The sequence below is a fragment of the Haloarcula sp. CGMCC 1.2071 genome, from assembly GCF_037078445.1.
Taxonomy (GTDB): Archaea; Halobacteriota; Halobacteria; order Halobacteriales; family Haloarculaceae; genus Haloarcula; species Haloarcula amylolytica.
In genome coordinates this window covers 490,696-510,009 of sequence record NZ_JAYMGY010000002.1, presented here as the reverse complement: position 1 = coordinate 510,009, position 19,314 = coordinate 490,696, and the positions used below count along the sequence as shown (strand labels likewise).

The window sequence follows — 19,314 nt, the reverse complement described above, 5'->3', positions numbered from 1 at the left end:
GCCCCACCGCGGGACCGACACGACTAATTTCTGCCGTCGAGAACCGTCGTCCATGTTATCGAGACAGTTCGTCCGGGAGCACCCCGAGACGGTCCGTGACGCTATCGAACGGAAGGGCGTCACGGGCGTGGACCTCGACGAAATCCTCGAAATCGACGAGGAGTGGCGGGAACTGAAGGCCGAAGGCGACGGCCTCCGGCAAGAACGCAACGAAGTGTCGAGCAAGATCGGCCAGCTCAAACAGGACGGCAAGGACGAGGAGGCACAGGAGGCCATCGACCGCTCGCAGGAACTCAAAGACGAACTGCAGGAGGTCGAGGAGCGCGCCGACGAACTGGAGTCCCGGTTGGAAGAAGCCCTGCTGGAACTGCCGAACGTCCCCCACGAGTCGGTCCCGACCGGCGAGGGCGAGGCCGATAACGTCGAGCGCTACCGCGAGGGGTTCGACGACCTCCGGGACCTGCCCGACGAGGTTATTCCACACTACGACCTCGGCGAGGACCTGGACCTGCTCGACTTCGAGCGCGGCGCGAAGGTGTCCGGCGGCGGCTACCAGTTCGTCAAGGGCGAGGGCGCGCGTCTGGAACACGCCCTCATCCAGTTCATGCTCGATGTCCACCGCGAGCAGGAGTACGTCGACGTGCTTCCGCCGATTCCCGTCAACTCCGATTCGATGGAAGGGACCGGCCAGCTCCCGAAATTCGACGAGGACGCCTACCGCGTCGGCGCGCGCCAGGACGACGACTACGACAGCGACGACCTGTGGCTGCTTCCGACAGCGGAGGTGCCGGTCACCAACATGTACCGCGGCGAGATCCTGCTGGACGACGACCTGCCGGTCAAACACCAGGCGTTCTCGCCGAACTTCCGCCGCGAGGCCGGCGAACACGGGACAGAAACGCGGGGCTACGTCCGCGTCCACCAGTTCCACAAGGTCGAACTCGTCAACTTCGTCCGGCCCGAGAACAGCTACGACCGGCTCGAAGGGCTGCTAGACGAGGCCGCGGAAGTGCTCGACCGCCTCGAACTGCCCTACCGCGTGCTCGACATGTGTACCGGCGACATGGGCTTTACACAGGCCAAGAAGTACGACATCGAGGTGTGGGCCCCCGGCGACGACATGGCGGACGGCCCCGACCGCGGCGGCCGCTGGCTCGAAGTCTCCTCGGTGTCGAACTTCGAGGACTTTCAGGCGCGCCGCGCCGGCCTTCGCTACCGTCCCGAACGGCACGAATCCGCCGACTACCTCCACACGCTGAATGGCTCTGGTCTGGCAGTCCCGCGTGTCCTCGTCGCCATCATGGAGTACTACCAGAACGACGACGGCACCATCACCGTTCCCGAACCCCTTCGCCCGTACATGGGCGGCCAGGAAGTCATCGAAGGCTCCGAGAAAATCGGCGAGAGCGCCGTCGGTGCCGGCGAAAAGGAGTAGGCGGCCGCGGTCCGCTGTGTTCGGCCAGCGTTCCGCGTTCCCGTATGCGGTGCGTTACACGGCACCATATTTCAACACACCATTATATTCGTCCGTCAGCACCGTCGAGGTATGCCGGACGACGCTTTCGGGCAGATGGTACTGGACTTCCGCCGCGACGACCTCGCCGAGCGGCCCCGCTATCGCCGCGACGACGACGATTTGACCGAGGCGCATCTGGCGGGCTACTTCGAGCAGCCAGCGGACTGGCATCCCATCGAGCGGGACCTGTTCTCGGCGGTGACGGGACGGGTCCTCGACGCCGGCTGTGGCGTCGGCCGGCACGCGCTCGCGCTGCAGGAGCGTGGCCACGACGTGCTGGCCGTCGACCGGAGTCCGGGGGCCGTCGCGCTCGCCCGCGAGCGCGGGGTCACGGACGCAGTGGTCGGCGACCTCCGGCGGCCGCCGGGCAATGGGTTCGATACCGTCGTCGCCCTGGGCAAGCAACTCGGCCTCGGCAGTTCGCTGGCGGACCTCCGGACGACGCTCAGCGAACTGGCGGCGGTGACACGGCCCGGTGGCCGTCCCGTCGCCGACGTGGACGCGCTCGACCGGGCGGACCCGGAGACTGGCGCGGCCCACCTCGCCCAGCCCGGTGTCGCCTACCGGACCTTCCGCGTCGAGTACGACGGGCTGGCCGGCCCATGGACGGACTTGCTACTGATTACACCATCGAGGTTCCGCGCCGCGGTTAGCGAGACGCCGTGGTCCGTTGACGCGTTCGTCGGGACCGAAACCGACGGGTCGGCGTACGGCGTTCGGCTGTCGCTGCCGGGACAGTGACACAGCAAATCCGAAAGCAGTCGAGCCTCAGCGCGTGTACGTCTCGATGCGCTCGATATCGTCCCCGGCGAACGTGAACACGTCGACGAAACCGACGATGCACTCGCCGTCCGTATCGAGCAGGCGGCCGCGGGCGACGACCTCGGCTGTCGTCGTGTCGTCGCCGTCGGTCGACTCACCCGCGCTGTCTTTCTGGCGACAGTAGAGGCCGTCCAGCGGGTGCGTGGTGTCTGTCTGGGGTCGCTCTTCACGCATGAACTGTACGAACCGGTCCCGGCCTTCGATAGTCTGATCGGGGCGGTCGTGGACGAACGACGGGGCGAGCAGCGAGGCCAACTGGTCGTAGTCGTCGCCGTCGATGGCGTGGTAATAGGCCCGTGTACGCTGACGGAGATCGGGTCGCGTCACGGGCCTGATTCGGGTTCCTCAGGGGTGTCTCTATCGCTCTCCGTGTCAGATGGCTCGCCGTCTGTTTCCGGGCCCGAACCGTCGTCCGGCTCGGGGTCGACCGCTGCTCCCGTGTCGCCGTCGTCGGCCATCGGGTCGGCCAGGTCCAGTTCGACTGCGTCGTCGGTCTCCGTCTCGGAGGCGGCGGCGTCCGGCGACGGGCCGGCAGTCGACTGCTCGCCGTCCGGCGTGTCCTGTGCCGCGGAGTCGTTGTTTCCATCGATGACCGTGTCGGGTGGCGCCTCAACCATCGTGGTCGGAGTCTCTTCCAGCGGGTCCGTCGGCTCGGTGTCGGCTTCACTGGCGGCCAGTTCGGCCTGTATCTCCTCGATATCGGCGTCATCGACGTCCGAGATATCACCCTCTCCGTCGGGTACCGACACTGACTCCGGCGGCGCGCCGCCGGCCGACGTCGCCTCAGATTCCGGCGCTGACGGTTGGTCTACGGGTGCAGTCGATTCGTCGGTCGAAGGCGGCGGATTCGTCGACTGGTCAGCTGTCCCCGCTGGTGTCGTCTCCTCGGCTGGTTCTGCCGCCGGTCCGTCGGCTGCGTCTCGCATTTCGTCGGCCGCATCGGCGGCTTCGGGTGATGGCATCGAATCCAGCGCCGACTCGGTAGCCGACGATGCTGTCTCCGACAGTTCGCTGTCTGTCCGTTCGACTTCCTCGTCGATATCCACGTCGAGCGAGGTGTCCACAGCTGTCTCGTCCTGTGTGAGGAACGCCGGCCGGTCGTCGTCCTCCTCCTTTTCCAGCGTCTCCAGGTCCGGCGGCCACGGACCGTCGGGGTCGGGCGGTTCCTCGTAGCCGCGGGCGGTTTCCAGCGGCCCCTCGGCGTCGTCCCGGAGTTGCTGGCCCTCGGCTCCGTTCCCGCTAGAGTAGGCGCGAGCGGCCTGTGTGAGCCAGTCGCTGGCCTGCCACAGCGAGTTCGCCTTTGTCTTTGCGTCCTCGTAGATCGGTTTCAGGGACTCGTCGTCGACGAACCGGACAGCGGTGTCGAAGTGGTCCTCGGCGGCTTCGAACTCCTCGCGGGCCTGCTGGAAGTCGCCCTGTGCGACCATCCACTCCGACTCGCGGAAGGCCCCCATCGCCGACGTGAACGCGCGCCGACCCTCCGTGTAGTGGGCGTGGCCGACGCGGTAGCGGGCGAACGCGGTGTCGTCGCCGCCGGTGTCGGCGATGGCGTCCTTGATCTCCCCGACACGGGGGAGTTCCTGAAGGTCGTCGGTACTCCAGGCGTACTGCACGTCGCCGTCGTGGTCGATGACGACGACGGCGCGCTCGATGAGCTGCTGGCCGATGTCGTCCACGAAATCGAGCCCGTACTCGCGTGCGACATCGTGGTCAGTGTCGGACAGCAGCGGGATGTTCAGGCCGTAGCGGTCGGCAAAGGCCCGGTGGCTGTACACCGAATCCGGGCTGATACCCAGGATGCTCACGTCCTTCTGCATCGTGAAGAGGTCGAGTTCGTCCAGGTCACAGGCGGTGTCGTCACAGGCCGGGTTGAAATCCGCCGGATAGAACGCGAGGATGACCACGTCCTCGCCGAGGTAGTCCGACAGCCCGACTCGCTGGCAGTCGCCGTCGACGAGCGCCGGTAGTTCGAACAGTGGTGCCGCCGTCCCCTCTGAAAGCACACGTTGTACAACCAAGCCCGGCTATAACAGTGTTTGCACAGTGTCACTGAACGAGTCGCTTTTATTCGCCAGCGTAGTAGCGCTCGTGTGGAACTGCACGTCCGGTACGAGGGTGACGACGACCCCGATAAATGTAGCGCGCGGAAACTGGCCCGGCTGGACGAGGCCGAACTCCACCGCGCGACGCGGTCGACGCCGCCCGGCATCGTGCTCAACCCCTTCGCCGAGCAGGCGCTGTCTCCGGCGGACCGACCGACCGCCGGCGACGGCGCTCGCCACAGCCGTCTGGTTGCACTCGACTGTTCCTGGGAGACCGCCGAACGGGAGGCGTTCGACCTCGAAGGGGTGCATCGCTCGCTCCCGTTCCTCGTCGCCGGCAATCCGGTCAACTACGGCACGGCCTTTCAGCTCAATACGGTCGAAGCCTTCGCGGGTGCGCTCGCCATTCTCGGGGAGCACGACCACGCCGAGCGGATTCTCTCGACGTTCTCTTGGGGCCACACGTTTCTGGAACTGAACGAGGAACCACTGGAGCGGTACGCGAACTGCGAGGATTCGAGCGACGTCATCGACGTGCAGGACGACTACCTCGCCGAGGAGTAGTCATTTGGGCGTTGCTGGCTTTTCGAGGAGCGGCGCATCACAGTGTGGACAGGCCCGCCGTGCGTGTGCCTCCAGTACGTCGTCGATGCGTTCTCCGCAGGCTTGACACCGCATAACAATAGTTAGCTCTCCAACAATAATGTAGCTTCGGCTTCATTTTTCAGGGTACTTACCAGAACCCGGCCCCGATTCCAGCCGGCGCGTCGGGTGGCGTAAGCGGGCTCGTCGGCAGGTCCGCGTCCGGGTCGGGGTCGTTGTACCCGCCGGGCGCGACGTCGTTCGGCCCGGCAGGGTAGCACAGCGACGCCAGCGCCTGGATGTGGTCGCGGCCGACGCCGAGTTCGAACTGCCCGCCGCCGTACAGATCGATACCGTGTTGCTCACAGTAGTCGATGGTCGCAAGCACCGACTCGACGGTCCCACAGCGGGACGGTTTCATGTTGAGCCACGCCGGTTCGAACGGCAGCGCCTCGATGCTCTCGACGCCGGTAATAGGCACGTCCCAGGTAACGCGCGCTTCTCGACCGTCGAAAATCGGCCGAGTCGCCTCGGTCAGGTCGGGGTCCTCGACCAGCGCGTCCGGGAGGCCGGTGACGACGCGGCGGTAGAACTCCGGGTCGGCCTCGACATCGACATCAGTCCCCTCGTACAGCCCTTTCAGGTCCAGCACGCGAACGTCGTAGTCAGCCAGGTCGTCGACGAGCGCCTCGCTCCAAGACGGCGTGGGGTCGAGCTTGAACGCCAGGTCTCCGTAACGTTCGCACAGCATCGCCAGTCTGTCAGCCGTCGGTGGTGTGTCGTCGTCCGGGTCAGAGAGCCGCGTGGAGACGACGAAGTTCACCGGGTCGTACTGCCGGCCGAGCGCCGTCCCGAGGTCCGTGTCGGCCTGCTTCAGCGCCAGGTCAAGCGCCGCACTCTCGAACCCCCAGCGGCGGTAGTGGCGAAAGCGCTCCTCGTCGGGAGGGGCGGGCCACAGGTCGGCCGCTTCCAGTACCGCGGAAAACGAGTCGACGGAGTACTCGCCGGCCAGCGGAGAGTCCGCACCTTGCAACGTATCGCTGTCCTGCAGCGCGTCGTGGGCTTCAGTCGTGTACGTCACGTCCTCGCCGCTGCCGGTCTCGCCCGCACCGGAGAGCCGGATAACGGTCGTTACTCGGTCGAACCCGCTGGAAGTCGCCCGCTCCAGCCGCTCGAACGTACAGCTCTCGACGGTGACCGACAGGTCCGCGACCTGATCGTACATACTCCGGCTTCGCCGCTCGGGCATCTAAAGCCGGCGGCGGCCTGAAGTGTCGCGATATTCGCAAACGGCCAGAAAGCCCTCACGGAATTCTTCCCGGACCGAAACTCAAAGCTTAAACGCGCGCACCGGAAAGAAGCGCGCATGGCTAGCTTCGAGACTGCGTCCGACCGACTCCTCAACAAGCAGATCTGCATGCGGTGTAACGCTCGGAACCCACAGCGCGCACAGCAGTGCCGGAAGTGCGGCTACGGCAACCTGCGTCCGAAGGCGAAAGAGACCCGCAGCGCCTGATTTTCGGGTCAGTTGCCGCCGGCATTCGGTGGCGGTTCGTCGCCAATCAGCTACTTCTCAGTGGGTTCTCTGTCCGCTGATTGCCGGTCGAGCGTCGCCATGCGAACCGACGCGTGTGAGACGATGAGTTCCAGCAGCTTTTGATCTTCTTCCCCGACAGCCGTCCCGTCCGTCGTGACCGATATGACGACCGTCGTCGTGCCTTCATCGTCCAGAACCACTGCCGATACGCAATCGGTGACAGACTCGGGGACGTCGGTGGAAAACGGCCGGTCGTGAACGGTGACCTCACCCTGTTGCTGTGTCCGGACTTCCTGTGCGAGCGAGCCGACGACGTCGACCGGCACGGTTCGAATAGTGTTCGCGAGCGCCACTGCATCGCCGTCCCTGAGCCGGATGACGGCCGTCTCCTCCATGCCGGTCATCGTCCCGAAGGCCTCGACGACGAAGGCGGCGACGCCGTCGACGCTGGGGGCGCTGGCGATGGCGCGTCCGTAGTTGTTCACGTCGGCCGCCTTGCCAGCGAAGGCCTCGATGCGGTCGCGTTCGGCCGCCAGTTCGCGGAGCCGACTGCGGCTCCGGGCGTCGTACAGCCCGACCAGAACGCCCGCCAGCGCGCCGACGGTGACGAGGTCCACCGTCAGGTACGACGCTCGGGCGAGTGAGCCGGAGGTCACGCGCTGGCTGAACAACAGGAGCGCCGCGATGGCGGCAAACGCCACGGTCCCGCCGGCGGCCCACGCGGCCACTCGGGACGTGGCCCCCTCGAACACCGTGTCGCGAGCGAGCCAGACGCCCGCGTACGCTATCGCCAGCCCCATCGCCGCAAAGGGGAGCGCATCGACCGCGACCGCCACCGGAATCCGGGTCTGCTGGAACGCATGGAACACCTGCATAGCGGCCAGTACGACGCCGGAGAGCGCCAGGGCCGCCCCCGTCAGAAGTCGCTGGTTCATGGAGTCGAATATCGGCCCTATCACTAGAGCGTTGCGCCGGTTTCGAGGGGTTACTCGTCGGGGTACTTCGGCTCGCGGCGCTGGGCTCGTTCGAGGGCGCGCTCGACGACCTCGCGGACGTCGCCGTGGAAGACGCCCCCGTGGCCAGAGTACATATGTTCGACGCCTGCCGGCATTCGGTCGAGAATGCGCTCGATGCTCTCGATGAGGCGCTCGCGGGACTGGCCGGGGCGGTCAGTGCGGCCGAAGGAGCCGCCCTCGAACGCGCCGTCGTCGTGGACGACCACGTCGCCGGAGAACAGGGACGACTCGGAGACGAGCGAGACGTGGTCGTCGGCGTGGCCCGGCGTGTAGACGACCTCACAGTCCTCGTCACCGACCGTGAGCGTGTCGCCGTCGGCGAGTTCGTGGTCCCGACGCGGGTGGGAGCTGTAGGCGTACAGCGGCACGTCGAAGGCGTCGAGGACGGCGTCGAGCTGCTGGACGTGGTCGCCGTGCTGGTGGGTCAAGACGACGGCGTCGAGCGTATCGACGTGCTCGCGGATGACGTCGACGACGCCGCGCATCGCGCCGGCGTCGACCAGCGTCGTCTGCTCGCCGGTCGCGAGATAGGCGTTGCAGGTGAACGTCTCGGCCTCGGCGGTGACGTTGTGAACGTCCATACACGAAGCCTGTGGCGCGGCCCGCTTGAGTGTACTGTCCGCCGGCAACCCGACCGGAATTGGGTATCTCGACTCACAGTGTCGAGAAAATATCGAGTATCAAACACGATAGTGTCGCCGAGTGATTTTTCACTAAGAACGTCATAGTTGTACACGTACCATGGGGTTCGGGAGCTACGACGAATCGGAACAAGACAATCAGGAGTACGACACAGACTTCGAGGACGAGGACGGCCTCGATGCTGAAGAAAACGCCCACGAGGGCGACATCGAGTACGAGTTCACCGCGTCGAACGACGAACTACTCGATAGACTGGAAGACATCAAGGACAACCAGAACACGTGAAATCAGGGGCACGGGCCCTCGGCGTCGCGGAGTCGTATCGGGCGGAAACCAGTCAGTTCGCTGGCGCCGTCGTCCGCGCCAGCAGAGTGGCCGACGGCTTTGTTTTCAGTACTGCCACAGTCGGCGGGAGCGACGCGACCGAGACGGTGTGTGCGATGGTCGACCGACTGGACCGCGAGGACGTTCGTTACCTGTTGGTGGCGGGTATCGCGCCGGCGTGGTTCAACATACTTGACCTCGAACAGATTCACGACCACACCGACCTGCCGGTCGTCTCGGTCACCTTCGAATCCTCCCCGGGGCTTGCGGGAGCCATCCGCGAGGCGTTCGACGACCCCGATGTCGTGCAGGACCGGCTGGCGACCTACCGTGCCCAGCCGGAACGCCGACCGGTGACGGTGAACGACGAGACAGTGTACGTCCGGAGCGTCGGCCTCGACGACAGCGCCGCCGCGGATGTCGTCCGCGCGTTCACGCCGGAGGGCGGCCGTCCGGAACCCCTCCGGGTCGCCCGACTGGCTGCGCGGGGACTGGTCGAGATGGAGTGACTCACGCAGCGGGAGCGACCGACCGGATGCGGTATCGTATTGCCCATCGAAACAATGGACCGCCCGGATTCACCTACTTCAGCTACCCCAACGACTTATTAGCTATTACTAAGTTAGAGATGAGGATTTGAACGACAAACGCGGTAGCAATATTCTATCGTAGATTGTATTTAGCAATAGCTAAAGATAGCCTGATTGTCCGGCACTGTGTTTGTAGAGATACAATGGCAGAAAGCAGAACGCAGGCGAGGAATGCTGTAGAGCCCGCAGAAACGAGCGAACAGACGAACATCAACAGTAGCGTGACCCGGTCCGAGGGCGACCAGCCGACAGAGCACAGCGTGTACGGCACGCGCCAGCAGGACAGCCAACTCGTGTTCTTCGACGGCCAGTTCCCCGACGCGGAAACGGTTCGCAGCGGCGACGTTCAGGAACAGACGCTCGCCGCGCTCGACCAGATTCGTGCCATGGCTGCCGAGTCCGGTCTCGAACCGCGTGACCTGATGCGGACGACGGTGTACCTCGCGGAGATGGACCAGCTACCAGCGGTCAAGCGAGCGTACGCGGCGTTTTTCGACGGGCAGCGACCGTCGCGGACCGTCGTCGGCGTGGCACGCCTGCCGAACGACGCGGCGGTACAGATCGAAGCGACGGGTGTAAAGCGGTAATCGCTGCCAGATCTGGACAGTTGTTGTCGCTGAAGCCAGCGGAACCGGATTCCGACCGAAAGCGTGGCGATGGACCGCTGCGTTTGAGAGCCCCCGGCGCAAACGACGGGGCATGGAGCAGATGGACGGCCTCGACGTCGTCGGCTGTGAGCGCTGTGACGAGCTCTGTCGCTCGCGCTCGCGAATCGTCAACGGCGTCGGCCCGGCTGACGCGGACCTGCTGTTCGTCGGGGAGGCCCCCGGCGCGAACGAGGACGAACAGGGCGAGCCGTTCGTTGGGCGGAGCGGCGACGTGCTCGACGAGGCGCTGCGCGAGGCCGGCCTCGACCGCGGCGACGTGCGCATCACCAACTGTGTGCGCTGTCGCCCGCCGGACAACCGCGACCCGCGAACGGGTGAACTCGCGAACTGCCGCGACTATCTGGAGACGGAAATCGACCGCGTCGACCCCGAAGTCGTCGTCACGCTCGGGAAAGTGCCGGCCGAGCACCTGCTGGAGCGTGACGTCGCCGTCACCGGCGAAGCGGGCGACGTGTTCGACGTGGCTATCGCCGGCCAGCCACGCCGCGTGCTCGTCTCCGTCCACCCGGCGGCGACGCTGTACGACCCCAGCCAGCAGGAGACGTTTGAGGCCGCGATAACGACTGCCGCAGAGTTCACCGACGCCCAGAGCGGACAGTCGCGACTCGGCGAGTTTTAAAATAGTCGGGTAGTGCGGCCCGGAACCGCTACTTCGCTGCGATATCCATCGCCTCTGCCTTCGTGTCGACCAGCGAAATGTCGACACCAGAAATCTCGCCGACCCGGCTCTTGAGCGCCATCTTCTTGATCCCCTCGGAGACGATGACCCAGTCCGTGATACCGAACTCCTTGCCCGCCTCAGCGGCCTCCTGTGCTCGCGTGAATACGTCGTCGTTCAGTGACGCCTCCATCTGGAGGTTCGAGATATGCGTATCGACCGCCGGCTGTGAGGCGAGTTCCTCGAACCGCTCATTGACTTTCGCGAACGTCTCGTCTGTCATCTCTATCTCTTCGGGAAACTCAGCGATGAGAACGTTACCGTCGACGTACAGAACGTCTGTAATATCAACCATCAGCGGGCGTATGCGGTAGGTGAATAAAACTGGGCCGGTCTATTTTCATAGTTGATATCCTTATCAGGTCCGGGTGTCTGACTGTAAGCGACACCTCCCGCCAGACAGTGGTCGTGCCGAAGGCTTGTTCGAACAGGAAGTCACTTAGCCCCTGTTCGCCTACGGTCCCGTATGAGTGTCAGACAGACGACCGCGGACGTGGTCGTCGTCGATTACGGACTGGGGAACCTCCGGAGCGTCACGCGCGGGCTCGAACGCGCCGGCGCAGAGGTCTCCCTTTCGGAGGACCCTGCGGAGTTCGACGCGGCCGACGGCATCGTCCTGCCCGGCGTCGGGGCGTTCTCCGAAGGAATGGACAACGCCGGGCCGTTCCGCGAGGCGCTGGTCGAACAGGCCGAGGCCGGCAAGCCCCTGTTCGGGATCTGCCTCGGGATGCAGATGCTCCTGACGACGAGCGAAGAGGCCGACCACGAAGGCCAGGGCGACGCCGAAGGGCTCGACCTCATTCCCGGGAAGAACGTCCGGTTCAGCCGCGACCAAACCGTGCCACACATGGGCTGGAACGAACTCGACGTGACGCGGGACCATCCGCTCGTCGAGGGCGTCGACGGCGAGCACGCCTACTTCGTCCACTCCTACTACGCCGTCCCCGACGACGAGAACGCGACGGTGGCGACGACTGACTACGGGGCCGACTTCGCCTCCATCGTCGCCAACGACGCCGGCAACGTCTTCGGCACGCAGTTCCACCCGGAGAAATCGGGCGAGACGGGGCTGCGCATCCTCCGGAACTTCGTCGACTACTGCCTCGACCACTGAGTTCTGGACTCGGTATGTGTCCGTATGTCTACAAGTAATTCTGTCGTTCTGCTCACTGGTGCAGCGTCGGGTATCGGAGCGGCGACGGCGCGGGCGTTCGTCGACGACGGCTGGACAGTGTATGCGACGGACGTTCGAGCGGAGTTCCCTGCGGACATCCGCGAGCGCTGTCGCTGTCTCGAACTCGACGTGACCGACGAAGCACAGATCGAAGCCGTCGTCGACCAGGTCATCGAGGAGACAGGCCGACTCGACTGTCTGGTGAACAACGCCGGTTACGGAGTCGCCGGGCCAGTCGAAGACATAGCCAGCGACGACGTTCGCGAGCAGTTCGACGTGCTGGTCCACGGCCCACACCGACTCGCACAGGCAGTGCTCCCCGAGATGCGCGAACACGGCGGGCGCATCATCACGGTATCCAGCGTGCTGGGTCACACCGCGTCGCCGGGCCTGGGCGCGTATTCGGCCGGCAAGGCCGCCGTCGAGTCGCTGACCGACGCGCTCCGGATAGAGATCGCCGGCGAGGACGATATCCACGTCTCGCTCGTCGAACCGGCGTGGGTAGACACCGGCTTCGCCGACAGCGCGCTGGGAAGCCTGAGCGATACGGACCGAACGCCGACCTACGACCGGACGTACGACGCGCTCGAAACCGGCTGGGTGCTCACCGGTGGGCCGCTGGCGACGACGCCGGAGACCGTCGCCGCGACGGTGCTGGCCGCGGCGACCGACGACCCACCGAAGGCCCGCTACCCCGTCGGCAAGTTCGCCACGTTCGTCCGCTGGACCCACTGGCTGCCGGCGCGACTGCAGGACCCGATTCATCGCGGGTTCGGTCGAGTAAGTGCGTTGCTGGGGCGGTGGCTATGACCCAACTGACCGACGGCGACAGAGTTCGGCTCTCGACCGGCCACGAAGTGACGCTCCCGCTGGTCACCGAGGCGACGGTCGCCGGTGCGGTGCTTTCGGCGCGGTACGAGGTTGCCGAGTCGCTGCTACCCGATGGACTGACGCCGGTTCGGGCCACGGCCCGCCGGGCCGCAGTCGTGCTCCTCTGTGTCGAGTACCACCGCATCGGCGACGACGCGATGGCCCCCTACGACGAGTTCGCCGCCATGATTCCAGCGACTACAGTGGGCTGGCGGCCACCGCTGCTCCCGCTGCTGACTCGGGCGGCCGGCAGCTACATCTGGTCGCTCCCGGTGACGACCGAACCCGCGCGCGCCCTCGGCGACGAGATCTGGGGCTACCCGAAGACGGTCGCCGACATCACGCACCACGACGACGCGACCCGCCGCGAGACGACGGTCGTCGAGGACGGCGACCGCGTGGCGACGGTCGGCATCGACTGGCCCCGGACCTGGGAGCGCCGGGAATCCATCGAGAGCTACGCGGTCCGGGAGGGCCAGCTTGAACGGACGCCAATCGAGTTCCAGGGGAAACTGGGGGCCGCGCCGCTGAGCAACCGCGTCGACGTGGACCTGGGCGACCACGAGCGAGCCAACACGCTCCGCTCGCTCGATCTCGGCTCCCGGTCAGTGCTTCGGTTCTCGCTGGAGGGGCGGATTGCGTACGGCGCTGGGCGGTCAGTGGAGCGGTAGCGGGGGCAGTAGCAGGAGCGGAGCAGTGCGGTAGCAGTAGCAGAGCGGTGAGGAAGCCGTACCGCATAGCATACCGCGCGCCGACGGAGCGCGGTTTCACTTCTCGCGACCAGCGGGAGCGAGAAGGTCGTTTTTAGCGTAGATTTTTGCGAGGAGCCCTCCCGCAGCGGCGCTACGCGCCGCGAGGAAGGGCGACGAAGTAAAAAGGTACTATAGGAACTCCCGGACCTCAGAGTACCACATGTCGTGCTCGTCGACGGCGTCGATAGCCTCGGCGACGCGGACGGCGATGGCGTGCCAGCAGAGCTGGTCGGGGTCCTCAGCGTCGAGGTTGTACTCACTGTCGGCGCAGGTACAGCCGCCGTCCTCGACGATATACTCGTCGTCGTGGCCCACGACGACAGTGAAATCGCGGTACTGCTTGACGCGGCTCTCGCCGACAGCCTCGATAGCCTGGTGGCCGCGGTCATCGTGGACGTCGACGATAGCCGACACTGCGTCGGGGGTCAGCTCCCCGGCGGCTTCGAGGTCGGCCACCCACTCCTCGACTCCGGTCACATCCATGCTACGGAAAGGGGTGACAAAACGGCGTCGGCTTCAGCAGCCACGTCCCGGCTGGCTCGCAGCCGCAGCAGGGAGTTATCAGTGCTTGTACTGTGCCCGGAAGAATAAACACGGAATACGGGTTTCTTCCGGCATGAACCTCGACCTCCCGTGGCTGGCACTGGGCTCGTTTGCCTCGGGATTCGGGTCGCTGTATCTGCTGGCCCAGCTCCGGACACACTGGGGCAAGCCCGGCGCACAGTGGTTCGTGGCGACCATCGTCACGCAGACGGGCTGGTGTTTCAGCTACGGCGCGGCGCTGCTGGTGTTCGACCCGACACTGCGTCTCGCCCTGGAGATGGTGTCCTGGCTTGGCATCATCTGGATCGGCTTCTGTTTCCTCTCGTTCGCGCTGGGCTACACCGGCCGGACGACCGTTCTGAAGAGCGGCTGGTACCGGGCCGTGGCGGTGCTCCCGCTCGCCGGAACGGCGCTCGTCGTCACGAACCCACTGCATACCGTGGTCTGGCAGGGATTCCGGATCGTGCCGACCGCCGGCAGCGCGGGGGCCGACTACGCCGTCTTGCCGGCCGGACTGCTCACGATCATCGTCGCGATGCTGTTCGTCAGTTTCGGGACCCTGCTGGTGTTCGATACGGTCGTCAGCTACGGCCCGCTGTACCGGCGCGAGGCGCTGGCGGTGGGCCTGAGCCCGATACCGCCCGGGGCCGCGGTGTTGCTGTGGGCCGGCGGCATCGGGCCGGTTCCGACGATCAATCTGACGACGCTCCTGTTCCTGCCCCACGTCGCCCTTGACCTGTACGCGTTCGTCCGGAGCGACATGTTCGAGTTCCACCCGGCGACCCGGCGGGCCGGCGAACGGGCGGCCATCCACGACATCGCCACGCCGGTCGCCATCGTCGACGAACAGGGTCGGGTCGTGAACCTCAACCCCGCCGCCGAGCGGATGCTCGGCGCGGATAAGCGCGAGAGTCTGACAGAGCCACTGAACGGCTTCCTGGTAGGCGACGATATCACAGCTGACGGCGGGAGTTCGCGGGCGTCCATCGAGGCCGGTGGTCGACGCCACGAGTTCAAAATCCGGCAGACGGCGCTCCGTGACGAGGCGGGCACACAACTGGGGTACACGGTCGTCTTTCAGGACATCACCGACGAGATCCGCCGCGAGCGCCGCCTCGAAGTGCTCAACCGCTTTCTCAGACACAACGTCCGCAACGAGAGCGTCGTCATCCAGGCCCGGGCGGAACTGCTGGCGGCAGAACTCGACGGCGACCAGGCTGACTACGCCGCGACCATCGAGCAGTCGGTCGGTCGCCTCGTCGATTCCGGTGAGAAGGCTCGAACGCTCGCCGAAGCGGGTGCTGGCGACGCGGGCCTGGAATCCGTCGCACTTGCCGACCTCGCCACCGGAGTCGTCGAGTCTGCCCGCGACGGACACAGCGGTTCAGTCGCGGTCGAGATACCCGGCTCTCTCCAACTGACAACCCAGCCGGCCTTGTTAGAGATTCTGCTCGCCAACCTCGTCGAGAACGCCCTCCAGCACGTCCCGGACCCCGTCGTCACCGTCAGCGCCGCGGTCGATGGCGACGATGTCGTACTGACCGTCAGCGACAACGGCCCTGGCGTTCCAGAACACGAACTCGGCGTGCTGGAGCGGGGCCGCGAGACGGACCTGAACCACGGCAGCGGCATCGGCCTCTGGCTCGTCCGCTGGACAGCCACGACGCTGGAGGGTGATCTCGACTTCGACACGAGCGACGGGACGACGGTGACCGTTCGACTGCCCCGAGAGCGGACGACCGCCGAAGCGGCGTGAGTGGTAGTCGGGGATACGGTCCGCTGACCGTGCTGAGTGCGATTACACAGCCGGCATTCTCAGTGCGATTACACAGCCGATACGGGTGGGACTGAAAGGGGCCGAGCGCTGCGAGGGCGAACACAGTGAGCCCTCGAATCGCGTGAACGGGGAACGAAGTGACCCGTGAACGGAGGGCGAGTCTGGCGGCTGTAGCACCGCAGGAACGACCGACGGGAGTGACGAGGAGCGCACGGAGTCAGACGAGTCGTCCGCGAGGGGGCTTTCTGGCCGTTCGTGTGAGACAACTCAGCCACAGATACAACAGCTAGGTTCGAACGACTTAACGGCGCACGCACGGACCGGAGAGTATGCGCGTCAGTGAGGGCCGGGTGACGGTCACGGTGCCGGAACAGCCTGATGCGGGGAAGGGCGCGGACGTGTTCTTCAACCCCGTCCAGGAGCTGAACCGCGACATCACCGTGGCGGCGCTGCGGGCCTACCGAGAGCGAACCCCCCGCGTGTCGACGTACCTGGACGCCACCGCCGCGAGCGGCATCCGGGGCGTCCGCGCGGCGGCCAACGACTGGGAGACGACGCTGTGTGACATCGACGACGACGCGACGGCGCTGTGCGAGCAGAACCTCGAACGGAACGACCTCGCCGCCTCGGTCCGGCGGTCGGACGCGAACGTGCTCATGCACTCCGAGGCGTTCGACGTGGTCGACGTGGACCCCTTCGGCACGCCGATTCCCTTCGCCGACGCGGCGGTGCAGGGCACCAAACACCTCCTCTGTGTGACGGCCACCGACACCGCGCCGCTGTGTGGCGCACACTTCGAGAGCGGCGTCCGGTCCTACGGCGCGGTCCCGCGCAACACCGAGTTCCACGCCGAGATGGGGATGCGCGTCCTCCTGTCGGCGATGGTCCGGACGGCCGCTCGCTACGACATCGCCGCCCGGCCGATTCTCAGCCACGCGACGAAACACTACGCCCGGACCTATCTGGAGTTCGACCACGGGGCGAAAGTCGCCAACGACTGCATCGACGAACTGGGCTACGTCCACCACTGCCAGCACTGCCTCTGGCGCGACCACGACTACGGCCTCATCGCCGACCCGCCCGAGGCCTGTCCGGTCTGTGAGAAACACCTCCAGACGGCCGGCCCCATCTGGCTCGGCCGGACCTGCGACCCGGCGTTCGCCGACGCCGTGTCCGAACAGGTGACCGAGGAGATGGGCACCGCCGACGAAGCGAGAGAACTGCTGGCGACGCTCAGCGAGGAGATCGACACGCCGACCCACTACGACCAGCACCGCCTCTGCAAGCGCTGGGGTCGCGGCGCGGAGGCCATGGACGAGTTCATCGAGAAACTCCGCGATGCCGGCTACGAGGCCTCCCGAACGCACTACGGCGGCACGACGTTCAAGACGGACGCCGACGTGGTCGAAATCCGCGAGGCGACGGCGGAGTAGCAGGGCGGGAATTCAGTTCCGTCTCGACTCGTACTACCGACCGTTCGCCCGGCCAACGCTCTCTCGAACCGCGGAGACGAGATCGTAGCCCAGCAGATACACCGGGCGCAGGAAGTAGTTCGCCATCCCCGCGAGACCGAGCAGTCCGCCGATGGCCTGCACCTCGCCGGGTGTGGCCGACAGGCGGACGAGCAGCGGTAGGGCCGTGATGAGCGGCGCGAGCCACAGCGACTTGACGATGCCGTCCATGTCGACACCGGCGACGGGACCGAATCGGTCCTCGTCCGGTCGGGCGGCGAATAGAACAGCCGTCAGTACCAGCAGGCCCACGACAATCGGCAGGGACGCGCCGACGCCGGCGACGCCGAAACCGATAGCCAGTGCGGCCGCGACGAGCAACAGGACGGTCACCTGCATCGTCCCGTGCCGGATGGCCGCTTCCGTATCCATATCCGGTCGTTGCAGCGGCGCTGTATAAACCCTGTGAGGGCGGCTAGCTGTTCGAGTCTGTGGCGGTAGAGTCGGCATTGTTTCACTGGCGACAGCCGCAAAGAGCCAGAAAGCCCCGAGACGCTGGGCTCCTGCGACTCGCTGCGCGCTTCGCTCATTTCATTCGCTCCAGTGCTTGCTTCCTCTCGAACGCCCAGCGTCTCGCCCCTTTCAGTCCCACCCGCGGCCGGTTTGTCAGTGCTGTCTCTGTGGGACTGAAACGAGCAGGCCGGTATTTCTGGACTGGACCAGTCACGTCTCCTGAAACAACTACACCCGCTGGCCACATTCTAAACCCCTTTTTGCCTCGACCGCAAAGCAGTGGCGAACACGTGCCCTCCACGTACAACCCGGTCCGTGGCGTCCTGCTACTCGTCGGTAGCCTGCTCGCGCGGTTCGGCCTCGTCGAGCGCGAGCGGGTCCGCCGAGCGACGGACCTGTCCTGGCCCCGGATCGTCACCGGGCTCGCCCGGATGTCGAAGTCGACGGTCGACGTGGCGATGGTGGGGCTGGCGCTCGGACCGACCGCCATCGCCGGCGTCGGCTTCGCCGCGCCGTTCTGGGAGTTGGTGTTCGCGCTGGGCGGCGGCGTCGCCGGGGGGACAATCGGGATGGTGTCACAGCGCTACGGGGCCAATGCCGACGAGGAACTGGCGGTCACCGTCACGACCAGCGCCGCCGTCGTGCTGGGGCTGACACTCCCGCTGACGGCGGCGTACTGGGTCGTCCCCGGGCTGCTCGTCGACCTCGTCGGAACGGGGTCCGAAGCCGTCGGGTACGGGGTCCAGTACCTGCGCGTCGTCGCCCTCGGAGTCCCCTTCGCCGCACTGAACCTCATCGCCAGTCGGACGCTCGTGGGAGCCGACGACGCCTGGACGCCGATGCTGTTGCGGGCCGGCGGCGCGGTCGTCAATATCGCGCTGAACGCCGTCTTCATCTTCGGGTTCGGCCTCGGCGTCGTCGGTGCGGCGCTGGGCACGGTCATTGCGAACGTGCTCGTCACGGCTGGGTTCACCGTCGGGCTGGCCCGCGGTGGCCTCCCGATAATCGGCGCGTTTCCGGTCCAGGTTCCGGTGTCGCGGCCGTTCCTCGACCGGGGACTGGGGCGGGACCTCGCGAAAACCGGGACGCCGCTGGTTGGGGCCAACCTCGCGCGGACCGGGGCGCAGTTCCCCCGGCTGTTCATCGTCGGCCTGTTCGGGCCCGGCGTCGTGTCGGCCTACGTCGTGGCGCTCCGCGTCCGGGCGCTGCTCGATACGCCGAACTGGGGGCTGAGCCTCGCGTCGAGCAGCCTCGTCGGACAGGCCCTGGGCGACGATGACGAGGCCGAGGCGACCGTCTGGGCGCAGACGGTGCTCCGGCTGAGTATCGGCGTGTACATCGTCGTCGCAGCGACGCTACTCCCGTTCTCGCGGGGCATCGCCCGCCTGTTCGTCTCGGACCCCACAGTGCTCCCGCTGGTGACGGTGTTCGTCGCCGTCGCCTGTGCCAGCGTCGTGTTCCGGGGCATCGACGGGGGCTCGGTCGGGCCGCTCCGGGCCAGCGGCGACACGCGCTGGCCGTTTTACTCCCAACTGGCCGGGATGTACCTGTTCGCCCTCCCGCTGGCGTATCTCGGCTACGTCACGCCGCTCGGCGAACTCGCGCTGTACGCCTCGCTGGTGGTCGAGACGGCCGTTCCCGCGGCAGTGACCTACTATCGCTTCCGGTCGGGGACGTGGCGGGTCGTGAGCCGGTCCTACCGGCCCGACGCGGCGCTCGACGACTGACGCGTGTCGACGGCCTGAACGACGGTCTGTCGTCAGCCAGTCGACAGTAT

22 protein-coding genes are annotated in these 19,314 nt (G+C 66.2%); 14 read left to right on the top strand and 8 right to left on the bottom strand.

Features of this window, described 5'->3' with window-relative positions:
• The first annotated feature begins 52 nt into the window (after window positions 1-52).
• Both serS and VI234_RS06575 read left to right on the top strand, forming a co-directional pair.
• Window positions 53-1,435 (top strand): serine--tRNA ligase, encoded by a 1,383-nt coding sequence (serS, locus tag VI234_RS06580; protein ID WP_336329560.1) that lies wholly within the window; start codon window positions 53-55, stop codon window positions 1,433-1,435.
• 111 nt (window positions 1,436-1,546) lie between these two features.
• Window positions 1,547-2,257 (top strand): class I SAM-dependent methyltransferase, encoded by a 711-nt coding sequence (locus tag VI234_RS06575; RefSeq protein ID WP_336329559.1) that lies wholly within the window; start codon window positions 1,547-1,549, stop codon window positions 2,255-2,257.
• 27 nt (window positions 2,258-2,284) lie between these two features.
• Here VI234_RS06575 and VI234_RS06570 read toward each other — a convergent pair whose 3' ends face one another.
• Together VI234_RS06570 and VI234_RS06565 are read right to left on the bottom strand one after the other, a co-directional pair.
• Window positions 2,285-2,665 (bottom strand): nuclear transport factor 2 family protein, encoded by a 381-nt coding sequence (locus VI234_RS06570; protein ID WP_008307091.1) that lies wholly within the window; start codon window positions 2,663-2,665, stop codon window positions 2,285-2,287.
• The gene (locus VI234_RS06565) at window positions 2,662-4,341 is read right to left on the bottom strand and encodes a redoxin domain-containing protein (protein ID WP_008307092.1); all 1,680 of its coding nucleotides are present in this window, start codon (window positions 4,339-4,341) and stop codon (window positions 2,662-2,664) included. The genes VI234_RS06570 and VI234_RS06565 overlap by 4 nt, the downstream gene beginning before the upstream one ends.
• An 87-nt stretch (window positions 4,342-4,428) precedes the next feature.
• On the opposite strand from VI234_RS06565, the gene VI234_RS06560 reads away from it, so the two are divergent.
• Window positions 4,429-4,944 (top strand): DUF367 family protein, encoded by a 516-nt coding sequence (locus tag VI234_RS06560; RefSeq protein WP_008307093.1) that lies wholly within the window; start codon window positions 4,429-4,431, stop codon window positions 4,942-4,944.
• A 169-nt stretch (window positions 4,945-5,113) separates the two neighbouring features.
• On the opposite strand, the gene VI234_RS06555 is transcribed toward VI234_RS06560, so the two are convergent.
• Window positions 5,114-6,187 carry a hypothetical protein gene (locus VI234_RS06555; RefSeq protein ID WP_336329558.1) on the bottom strand — a complete coding sequence of 358 codons (1,074 nt, stop codon included), beginning with the start codon at window positions 6,185-6,187 and terminating at the stop codon, window positions 5,114-5,116.
• A 141-nt stretch (window positions 6,188-6,328) separates the two neighbouring features.
• On the opposite strand from VI234_RS06555, the gene VI234_RS06550 reads away from it, so the two are divergent.
• The gene (locus tag VI234_RS06550; RefSeq protein WP_004960523.1) at window positions 6,329-6,478 is read left to right on the top strand and encodes a 50S ribosomal protein L40e; all 150 of its coding nucleotides are present in this window, start codon (window positions 6,329-6,331) and stop codon (window positions 6,476-6,478) included.
• A 50-nt stretch (window positions 6,479-6,528) separates the two neighbouring features.
• Here VI234_RS06550 and VI234_RS06545 read toward each other — a convergent pair whose 3' ends face one another.
• The gene (locus VI234_RS06545; RefSeq protein WP_008307098.1) at window positions 6,529-7,434 is read right to left on the bottom strand and encodes a hypothetical protein; all 906 of its coding nucleotides are present in this window, start codon (window positions 7,432-7,434) and stop codon (window positions 6,529-6,531) included.
• A 50-nt stretch (window positions 7,435-7,484) separates the two neighbouring features.
• Window positions 7,485-8,096 carry an MBL fold metallo-hydrolase gene (locus VI234_RS06540; protein ID WP_008307099.1) on the bottom strand — a complete coding sequence of 204 codons (612 nt, stop codon included), beginning with the start codon at window positions 8,094-8,096 and terminating at the stop codon, window positions 7,485-7,487.
• A gap of 160 nt (window positions 8,097-8,256) precedes the next feature.
• Here VI234_RS06540 and VI234_RS06535 point away from each other — a divergent pair, with 160 nt between their 5' ends.
• From VI234_RS06535 to VI234_RS06520, 4 genes are all read left to right on the top strand, one after another.
• Window positions 8,257-8,442 (top strand): DUF5786 family protein, encoded by a 186-nt coding sequence (locus tag VI234_RS06535; RefSeq protein ID WP_004515979.1) that lies wholly within the window; start codon window positions 8,257-8,259, stop codon window positions 8,440-8,442.
• A complete protein-coding gene (locus tag VI234_RS06530) occupies window positions 8,439-8,990 on the top strand; it encodes an endonuclease dU (protein WP_008307100.1) in 552 nt (183 codons plus the stop codon). The genes VI234_RS06535 and VI234_RS06530 overlap by 4 nt, the downstream gene beginning before the upstream one ends.
• A 224-nt stretch (window positions 8,991-9,214) precedes the next feature.
• Window positions 9,215-9,658: a RidA family protein gene (locus VI234_RS06525; RefSeq protein ID WP_008307101.1), complete on the top strand. Its 444-nt coding sequence runs from the start codon at window positions 9,215-9,217 to the stop codon at window positions 9,656-9,658.
• A gap of 112 nt (window positions 9,659-9,770) precedes the next feature.
• On the top strand, window positions 9,771-10,358 hold the full coding sequence (locus VI234_RS06520) for a uracil-DNA glycosylase (protein WP_336329557.1): 588 nt from the start codon (window positions 9,771-9,773) through the stop codon (window positions 10,356-10,358).
• 28 nt (window positions 10,359-10,386) lie between these two features.
• Here VI234_RS06520 and VI234_RS06515 read toward each other — a convergent pair whose 3' ends face one another.
• On the bottom strand, window positions 10,387-10,752 hold the full coding sequence (locus VI234_RS06515; protein WP_336329556.1) for a hypothetical protein: 366 nt from the start codon (window positions 10,750-10,752) through the stop codon (window positions 10,387-10,389).
• Between the two features lie 171 nt (window positions 10,753-10,923).
• Here VI234_RS06515 and hisH point away from each other — a divergent pair, with 171 nt between their 5' ends.
• From hisH to VI234_RS06500, 3 genes are read left to right on the top strand one after another with little or no spacing between them, the layout of a single operon-like run.
• A complete protein-coding gene (hisH, locus tag VI234_RS06510; RefSeq protein ID WP_008307104.1) occupies window positions 10,924-11,571 on the top strand; it encodes an imidazole glycerol phosphate synthase subunit HisH in 648 nt (215 codons plus the stop codon).
• A gap of 24 nt (window positions 11,572-11,595) precedes the next feature.
• Window positions 11,596-12,441 (top strand): SDR family oxidoreductase, encoded by an 846-nt coding sequence (locus VI234_RS06505; RefSeq protein ID WP_336329555.1) that lies wholly within the window; start codon window positions 11,596-11,598, stop codon window positions 12,439-12,441.
• Window positions 12,438-13,172 carry an acetoacetate decarboxylase family protein gene (locus VI234_RS06500; RefSeq protein ID WP_336329554.1) on the top strand — a complete coding sequence of 245 codons (735 nt, stop codon included), beginning with the start codon at window positions 12,438-12,440 and terminating at the stop codon, window positions 13,170-13,172. The genes VI234_RS06505 and VI234_RS06500 overlap by 4 nt, the downstream gene beginning before the upstream one ends.
• A gap of 210 nt (window positions 13,173-13,382) precedes the next feature.
• Here VI234_RS06500 and VI234_RS06495 read toward each other — a convergent pair whose 3' ends face one another.
• Window positions 13,383-13,736 (bottom strand): zinc finger SWIM domain-containing protein, encoded by a 354-nt coding sequence (locus tag VI234_RS06495; RefSeq protein WP_008307107.1) that lies wholly within the window; start codon window positions 13,734-13,736, stop codon window positions 13,383-13,385.
• A gap of 133 nt (window positions 13,737-13,869) precedes the next feature.
• Here VI234_RS06495 and VI234_RS06490 point away from each other — a divergent pair, with 133 nt between their 5' ends.
• Both VI234_RS06490 and VI234_RS06485 read left to right on the top strand, forming a co-directional pair.
• Window positions 13,870-15,552: a histidine kinase N-terminal 7TM domain-containing protein gene (locus tag VI234_RS06490; RefSeq protein WP_336329553.1), complete on the top strand. Its 1,683-nt coding sequence runs from the start codon at window positions 13,870-13,872 to the stop codon at window positions 15,550-15,552.
• A gap of 350 nt (window positions 15,553-15,902) precedes the next feature.
• On the top strand, window positions 15,903-17,006 hold the full coding sequence (locus VI234_RS06485) for a tRNA (guanine(26)-N(2))-dimethyltransferase (protein ID WP_336329552.1): 1,104 nt from the start codon (window positions 15,903-15,905) through the stop codon (window positions 17,004-17,006).
• A gap of 33 nt (window positions 17,007-17,039) precedes the next feature.
• Here VI234_RS06485 and VI234_RS06480 read toward each other — a convergent pair whose 3' ends face one another.
• A complete protein-coding gene (locus VI234_RS06480; RefSeq protein WP_008307110.1) occupies window positions 17,040-17,456 on the bottom strand; it encodes a hypothetical protein in 417 nt (138 codons plus the stop codon).
• Between the two features lie 371 nt (window positions 17,457-17,827).
• Between VI234_RS06480 and VI234_RS06475 the strand changes: the two genes are divergently transcribed.
• On the top strand, window positions 17,828-19,264 hold the full coding sequence (locus VI234_RS06475; RefSeq protein WP_336329551.1) for an MATE family efflux transporter: 1,437 nt from the start codon (window positions 17,828-17,830) through the stop codon (window positions 19,262-19,264).
• Window positions 19,265-19,314: the final 50 nt, after the last annotated feature.

Excerpts from the sequence above, each read along its gene's own strand:
- VI234_RS06515 (WP_336329556.1), bottom strand. The coding sequence starts at position 10,752 with ATGGTTGATATTACAGACGTTCTGTACGTCGACGGTAACGTTCTCATC.
- VI234_RS06505 (WP_336329555.1), top strand. The coding sequence starts at position 11,596 with ATGTCTACAAGTAATTCTGTCGTTCTGCTCACTGGTGCAGCGTCGGGT.
- VI234_RS06550 (WP_004960523.1), top strand. The coding sequence starts at position 6,329 with ATGGCTAGCTTCGAGACTGCGTCCGACCGACTCCTCAACAAGCAGATC.
- VI234_RS06555 (WP_336329558.1), bottom strand. The coding sequence starts at position 6,187 with ATGTACGATCAGGTCGCGGACCTGTCGGTCACCGTCGAGAGCTGTACG.
- VI234_RS06525 (WP_008307101.1), top strand. The coding sequence starts at position 9,215 with ATGGCAGAAAGCAGAACGCAGGCGAGGAATGCTGTAGAGCCCGCAGAA.
- VI234_RS06500 (WP_336329554.1), top strand. The coding sequence starts at position 12,438 with ATGACCCAACTGACCGACGGCGACAGAGTTCGGCTCTCGACCGGCCAC.
- VI234_RS06480 (WP_008307110.1), bottom strand. The coding sequence starts at position 17,456 with ATGGATACGGAAGCGGCCATCCGGCACGGGACGATGCAGGTGACCGTC.
- VI234_RS06520 (WP_336329557.1), top strand. The coding sequence starts at position 9,771 with ATGGAGCAGATGGACGGCCTCGACGTCGTCGGCTGTGAGCGCTGTGAC.
- VI234_RS06545 (WP_008307098.1), bottom strand. The coding sequence starts at position 7,434 with ATGAACCAGCGACTTCTGACGGGGGCGGCCCTGGCGCTCTCCGGCGTC.
- VI234_RS06490 (WP_336329553.1), top strand. The coding sequence starts at position 13,870 with ATGAACCTCGACCTCCCGTGGCTGGCACTGGGCTCGTTTGCCTCGGGA.
- VI234_RS06540 (WP_008307099.1), bottom strand. The coding sequence starts at position 8,096 with ATGGACGTTCACAACGTCACCGCCGAGGCCGAGACGTTCACCTGCAAC.
- VI234_RS06575 (WP_336329559.1), top strand. The coding sequence starts at position 1,547 with ATGCCGGACGACGCTTTCGGGCAGATGGTACTGGACTTCCGCCGCGAC.
- VI234_RS06485 (WP_336329552.1), top strand. The coding sequence starts at position 15,903 with ATGCGCGTCAGTGAGGGCCGGGTGACGGTCACGGTGCCGGAACAGCCT.
- serS (WP_336329560.1), top strand. The coding sequence starts at position 53 with ATGTTATCGAGACAGTTCGTCCGGGAGCACCCCGAGACGGTCCGTGAC.
- hisH (WP_008307104.1), top strand. The coding sequence starts at position 10,924 with ATGAGTGTCAGACAGACGACCGCGGACGTGGTCGTCGTCGATTACGGA.
- VI234_RS06495 (WP_008307107.1), bottom strand. The coding sequence starts at position 13,736 with ATGGATGTGACCGGAGTCGAGGAGTGGGTGGCCGACCTCGAAGCCGCC.
- VI234_RS06535 (WP_004515979.1), top strand. The coding sequence starts at position 8,257 with ATGGGGTTCGGGAGCTACGACGAATCGGAACAAGACAATCAGGAGTAC.